This window comes from Actinomadura soli, from assembly GCF_005889715.1.
Classification (GTDB): Bacteria; Actinomycetota; Actinomycetes; order Streptosporangiales; family Streptosporangiaceae; genus Spirillospora; species Spirillospora soli.
On record NZ_VCKW01000368.1, the window covers coordinates 1 to 6,190 of the forward strand.

Below are 6,190 nucleotides of genomic sequence, written 5' to 3' on the forward strand. Positions count from 1 at the left end.
CCTCCGCCCCAGGTGAACGCCCCACCCGCATAGGAAGAGAACCCCAGTCACAGAACCCCCAATGCGCCGCGAACCCATCAACTGGCACGGACGAGGTGGGCTTCCCCAGAAGGGTCCCGTTGCGTGCGCCATGGATCGGGCCAGACGTGGTTGCTGTCCGGATGGCGGGCCGTCGCGGAAGCGAAATCCGGTTCGTGATGGAGCAAGGCCCCGTCGAATCTGGCGGTCCCACCGAACCGGGCCCCGCCGAACCATGCCGTCCCGCTGAACTGGGCGTCGCGGAACCAGGCCGTCCCGCCGAACCGAGCCCCGCGGAACCAGGCGGTCTTGCTGAATTGCGCCCCGCGGAACCACGCGGTATCGCGGAAATGAACCCCTCCGAACCTCACGCCTCCGCCGAACTGGGCGCCATCGAACCTGACGCCTCCACCGAATCTGGCCTCGTCGAACCTGACGGTCTCGCTGAAACGGATCCCGTCGAACCTGGCGGTCCCGCTGAACTGGGCGTCGCGGAACCAGGCCGTCCCGCCGAACCGGGCCCCGCGGAACCAGGCGGTACTGCCGAACTGAGCTTTGTCGAACCCGGTACTTCCGTTGAATTGGGCGTTGGTGAAGGTGACGTCTCCGCTGAATCTTGCCTCGTCGAACCTGGCGGTCTCGCCGAAATGGACGTCACGGAACTTCGCGGTCTCACTGAACTGGGCCCCCTCGAACCCTGCGCTTCCGCTGAACTGGGCCTCCTCAAACCCGGCGCCCCCGCTGAATTGGGCGTTGGCGAAGGAAACGACAGCGGGCCGACAGCGAGTGAAGTCGAAGTCGACCAGCAGGGCGCCGGTGAGATCGATGAGCATGCCGTCCCAGTAGGTGGCGGGATGCTCCTGGCCGGACGGAGTAGTGGCCAAATGCCGGTGGAGAAGCCGTTGGGCCGCCAGGCGGACCTGGAGTTCTTGCCACGCGGCGTCAGAGTCGGAGCCGGATCGCGGAGAGCCTTCGGTTTCCTGCCGGTCAGCGGCCGGCCGAGGGGGCTGGAAGGGCATGCGCAAGTAAGCACAGACAACATCAGCGACGGTCTGACGATGCTGGGGATGGTCTTGAGCGAGACGTTCCAGCGAGTAGAGGCCACCCAAGCGGACGGCGGCCTTGTCGTGTCCGAGTTGTTCGACGGCTTGGCTGTAAAGGTCGGTGACTCGCCGCTCGGTGGCGTCGTGCTCGGCATAGGCCTGGATGCGTTCGGCTCGTTCACCGGCGGCCTCGTCAACGCGTTGGCGGCGGTAGGCGGTGATCAACGCGACCAGCGCGCCGACTCCGGCGACCAGGGCGAAAACAAGCTTGAGCAACTCCAACTGTGCGGCGGTGTCCAACGGCCTTGGTTTGTCGTCTGGCGGTGAGCCCAGCAGCCAGTGGAGGAAAAACCAGGCGGCGACCAGCAGGATCGCGGCGATGGTGAACGCGAGCGCCAGTGTCCGGCGGATCGACCACATTCCCAAGGCCATGTGAGCGTCCTTGGCCGGCCGATACTTCGGTCGCTCCTCGTCCTCACTCACGTTCCGATGCTAGGGATGCGACGGTTGGGCCATGGGTCGTTCTTCAGGCCGCAGGTCGTCCATACTTGGCCACACGCCCCGCGTACAGCCGGAGCACAACCATCCGACGACGCGACCCGGAAAGCCCGTACCCGTGCCTTAATGCCATGCGAGCTTCAGCCACTGACCTGCCCCCTCGACCTGATCGGAACAACAACAGCACCTGCGGCTCCGCCGCCAAGGGACACCGGAGAGTCGGTCAGCCCCCCGGGCAAAATCAGGCGGGATATATCTTGAGACCCAACCCCAAGACATAAACTGCCCTCGTCAGCAGGTCGCCAAATTCATCGCAATACTTGGTCATGTCCTGTCGCCAGAGAGGGATCCTTCAGCGATTGTCAACTAGCATGGCGATCAATCAAGCAGCCCTTTAGTCACAAGATGCGATCGCCGCCAAGTCCGCCCTAGAAGACAACGAGCCACGAATGATGCGATGAATTCAGAATTACTGGGTGCGCTAGCAGGACCCACCATCACGTTCTTTCTCGGCATTCTCGGGTTCTGGTTACAAGATCGCAGCCAAATGCGCAGCGAACAGCGGAGGTTGCGCCAGGCTCAAGAACGGGTCGCCTTTATTGACACATGGGTAAGCACCTATAAGCGACTTGATTCACATGACAAGAACGCATGGGCACTAAGGACTGCTCAGGTCGATCTGGAAACCATCTATTCTGCAATGTACGCCTCATTGACAAAGGGAGCGTCACGCGCACACCCTTGCGAGAATTCGCTCGGGAAGCTCTTCTACTGAATACCCTTTACTCGCGACACGCCCGAGCAGTGCGAGTCATTTACTATTTTGCTTTGACATGGACACTCTTTGGCGGTGCAGCGCTCGGGTCAATCGCGGTCGACACCGGGCTTACAGCCTTCGGCGCAATCACCGCCATCGTGACCTTTGTCCTGGCATGCCTACTTCCCACCTGGGCGCTACATGCGTTTACCAACAAGATCGACAATATTATGCTTCGCCGAACTCAAGGGCAGGCTGAGCGCAAGGGCCCGGGAAGGTCCTCTTCCTGAGAAGAGGATTCATAGCTCCCACCGCCAAACCCGCCCGACCTGGCTCAACCCTGCCAATCCGCGGCGCTTTCTCAACAGGGCGAACTCCTCAACGTCCAGCCGCGTGACGGGAGCGATCCAATGTTCGGTCCTACTCGACGCCGTTGATCCGTCGTAGCCACCAGGGGTGGTCGGGTGGTGCGAACGGGTCGTTGAGAGACCAGCCTTGGTAAGCCGAATCGAGAGGGTCGAGCAACTTCCGAAAGTGACGCCTTGCTCGCGGGCTGAGGCTTCGTAGTGCGAGTTCAAGCATGGTGCGGGGGTCGTCCGGACAGGTCCGCCAGTCGTAATCCGGGCTTAGTCTCATACTGCTTAGCCGCTTGTCAGGCCCGCGGCGGAGGGCGAACCTTCTGTAGCGATCGTAAGCCTCCGCAACCTCTCCAAGCTCGAGGTCGTTCCTCAGTTCGTAGTCGTGGAGCTGGCGATGAACGGAAGCGGGTAGCCCTGGAATGGCGAGGTTGTACCTGCGGGACCGGCGCGGAAGCCGGGCGCGCACTTGAGCCGGAGATCGGCGCGGCAAGTGATCATTTCCAACGGTCGGCCTGCCCGCAGAGTACCGGCGCAGACCGACAGGAACCAACAGACCTGCCCGCAGGGTACTCCCGCACGCACCCGTGGGACGATCACGACCGTGATCACCTACCGTGTCCTGCGGTTCGGCACGATCGTTGCGCGAGGCAGTCACGGAATCGACATCTCATGGATATGGGAGCTGGATCGGGACCTGGTCCCGTTGCTCGGACATCTGCTGCCGTACGCCGACACGATGTTCAACAGCTCGCAGGTGCGTTCACTACTCGCAGAGCTCGACCACTTGCCGACGAGCAGTCCCTTGGTCCCCGTGGTACGGGACGACCTCAAACGGCTGTGCGAGATCACAAGCCGGCACGGACATAGCCAACTCTGGTTCTTCGGAGACTGAGCCCGGCGTGACACCGCACCCCGTGACAGGCAGACGGGCGGCGGCCAGCGGAGATGGCGCAAGGTGCGGCCGAGCGCAGCCGTCCGGCGACCGGCGCCCACCACCGCGGCTCCAGGCGGCCAGATGCGGACCTGGCGGTAAAGGCCGCCAGCGACCAGCTGGGGCACTCCAACACGCGGATCACGGAGGACCTGTACACCCAAGTCCGTGAGGCCGTTCAGGATGAGGCTCCTCAGCACATCCTCACCCCGCCGCCCGAACTGGCCGCGAAGAAGAAGCGGAAGACAAGATCATGACCACGTGGACACATTGGGAACACTTTCGCCCCGGGCCCGGGCGCAGAGAGGCCCGCATTCAAACATCGAAACAGAGGCCAGACCTGCAAGAGCCGGCGAGGGGACTTGAACCCTACCCTTCTGTTTACAAGCAAGATCAGACAAGTCTAGGCATGTCCGTAAAGACCCACTGACCAGCGCCGCACTCCCCCGAACGTCCACAGGTGTCCAAGATCATCCAGGGTTGTTGTTAGCACTCGCACCGACCGCAACCGGTCCGGGGTGCTCGTTCGCGCGAACGGCGCGCACGCTATGACAGACAGTTTCGAGCGAACGAGTGCCCCGGCTCGCGGGGGTCCAGGGGGCAGCGCAGCCCCCTGGTTCGAGCCCGCTCAAGCGACTTCCGGCTCGCCCTCGGGCCTGGATTTGCGAACCCTCGTAAGGGCAATGAGGACACATCGTTGCCGCTTCCTTCCTCGGGTGGCCTCTTTTGTTGCGAACCCTCGTAGGGGCGATGAGGACTGGAGCTGCGCACGCCGTTCACGTTGTGCGCCGAGGACGCGTTGCGAACCCTCGTAGGGGCAATGAGGACCAGAAATGGCTACCTCCGCCTTTTCCCAGTTATGTTGCGAACCCTCGTAGGGGCGATGAGGACACGATGGTAAAGCCGCTGGCTGGGTGGCGCACGGGCGGCCGTACATGGAGCGCGATTGCAGCAAGCCTCCGATAGTGCACGAGCCCCCGGCGTGTCGCTGGTGCTCGGAGCCCTGGCCGCTGCGGCGGCCGGGCTCTGGGCCTGGCGCCGGTTCCACCCGGTCTCGTTATCGACGGCTCGCGCCGTGTCCCCTCGACGCCCTCACCGTCTACATCAACACCCTGATGGACGAGGCTGCCGCCTGATGACCAAAACCGCCCTGGCCAACCTGAAGAGCCGCGCAAGCCCACCAACAAGAGCAAGCCCGCCAAGAACACGCCCAAGCTCCGCGACGGGGTCATGAAGCGCTGCAAGACCTGGTCCTACGTCATCGGCGTCACCGACCCCGAAACCGGCATCTCGAAACCCAAGTGGGTCGGCGGATTCCCCGACGAGGACGCGGCCAAGGAAGCCCGCGACGAAGCACGGGTCAAGGCCCGGCGCGGCGATTACATCGACCGCAACACCATCACCGTGGGCGAATACCTCGACGAGTGGATCGACGCTCACGCGGTCGAGATCAAGCCCAAGACCCTGGCCAATTACCGATACCTACTCGAACGGCACGTTAAGCCCAACATCGGCTGCCTGCGGCTTCAGGCTGTCCGGCCCGGCCAGATCACCAAGCTCTACCGCGACCTCGTCACCACCGGCGGGCGGCGCGGCACCGGCCTCTCGCCCCGAACAGTCGCACGCGTGCACTCAGTGCTCCGGAAAGCATTCGGCGATGCGGTTCGGGTAGATGAGCTGATCCCGTCCAACCCCACGGAACGTACTAAGCGGCCTCGGCTTCATCATGGGGAGCCCGGGGAGGTCTGGACGACGACGCAGCTCCGAACATTTCTCGACGCGGTCACGGGGCACCGGTTGTCCGCCTCTTCCGGCTCGCCGCCTACACGGGTGCTCGGCGTGGGGAACTCCTCAACCTGCGATGGCGCGACGTCGACCTGGACGACGCGTCCGTCCAGATCAAGGGCTCCGCCTGTTCATCGCCGGCGAGCGCATCGAGGGGAGGACCAAGAGCGGACGGTCCCGCGTGGTCAGCATCGGCGCTGGGACCGTGGACATCCCCCAGGCACACCGCAAGCGCCAGCTCGCCGACAAGCTCAAGCTCGGCAAGGCATGGAAAGGCGCAGACAAAGAGGCGGACGGCTACGTATTCGTTACCGGATGGGGTGAGCCCGTCCACCCCGACACCGTGTCATCCCTAATGGCCTCGCTGATCAAGAAGCACAACGAGGCTGAGGACGTCGAGCCGCTGCCGCACGCTCGGCTTCACGACCCTCGGCACGTCCACGCGACAACGCTGCTCCTGGCGGGCGTTCCGGTCCATGTGGTGGCGGCTCGGCTCGGGCACGCTGACCCGGCCGTCGCGCTTCGCGTGTACGCGCACGTGGTCAACGAGCAGCTTGCTGAAGCGGCGACGATCTTCGCGGACAGGATCGACGGCGCTGCATAGACGCCGCTGTTAGCAAACCCGTTAGCAAAAGGGCCCCTTCCGAAGGCGGAAGGGGCCTCTGGTGTGGGAGCCGGCGAGGGGACTTGAACCCCTAACCTTCTGTTTACAAGACAGATGCTCTGCCAATTGAGCTACGCCGGCGGGCTCGTCCGCATCGTAGTCGACTTGGGTGGGGGCTTGTGCGGGGGTGTGTGG

5 protein-coding genes and 1 tRNA gene are annotated in these 6,190 nt (G+C 63.7%); 4 read left to right on the forward strand and 2 right to left on the reverse strand.

What is annotated here, in order from left to right:
- Positions 1-77: 77 nt before the first annotated feature.
- A complete protein-coding gene (locus ETD83_RS38245; RefSeq protein ID WP_138650082.1) occupies positions 78-1,544 on the reverse strand; it encodes a pentapeptide repeat-containing protein in 1,467 nt (488 codons plus the stop codon).
- Between the two features lie 1,732 nt (positions 1,545-3,276).
- Between ETD83_RS38245 and ETD83_RS38250 the strand changes: the two genes are divergently transcribed.
- From ETD83_RS38250 to ETD83_RS44060, 4 genes are all read left to right on the forward strand, one after another.
- A complete protein-coding gene (locus tag ETD83_RS38250) occupies positions 3,277-3,567 on the forward strand; it encodes a hypothetical protein (protein ID WP_138650083.1) in 291 nt (96 codons plus the stop codon).
- Positions 3,568-3,620: 53 nt separating this feature from the next.
- Positions 3,621-3,863 carry a hypothetical protein gene (locus ETD83_RS38255; RefSeq protein ID WP_138650084.1) on the forward strand — a complete coding sequence of 81 codons (243 nt, stop codon included), beginning with the start codon at positions 3,621-3,623 and terminating at the stop codon, positions 3,861-3,863.
- 973 nt (positions 3,864-4,836) lie between these two features.
- The gene (locus ETD83_RS38260; protein WP_138650085.1) at positions 4,837-5,715 is read left to right on the forward strand and encodes a site-specific integrase; all 879 of its coding nucleotides are present in this window, start codon (positions 4,837-4,839) and stop codon (positions 5,713-5,715) included.
- The gene (locus ETD83_RS44060) at positions 5,597-5,995 is read left to right on the forward strand and encodes a tyrosine-type recombinase/integrase (protein WP_138650086.1); all 399 of its coding nucleotides are present in this window, start codon (positions 5,597-5,599) and stop codon (positions 5,993-5,995) included. The genes ETD83_RS38260 and ETD83_RS44060 overlap by 119 nt, the downstream gene beginning before the upstream one ends.
- A 68-nt stretch (positions 5,996-6,063) precedes the next feature.
- Here the strand turns inward: ETD83_RS44060 and ETD83_RS38270 are convergent.
- A tRNA-Thr gene (locus ETD83_RS38270) sits at positions 6,064-6,136 on the reverse strand.
- Positions 6,137-6,190: the final 54 nt, after the last annotated feature.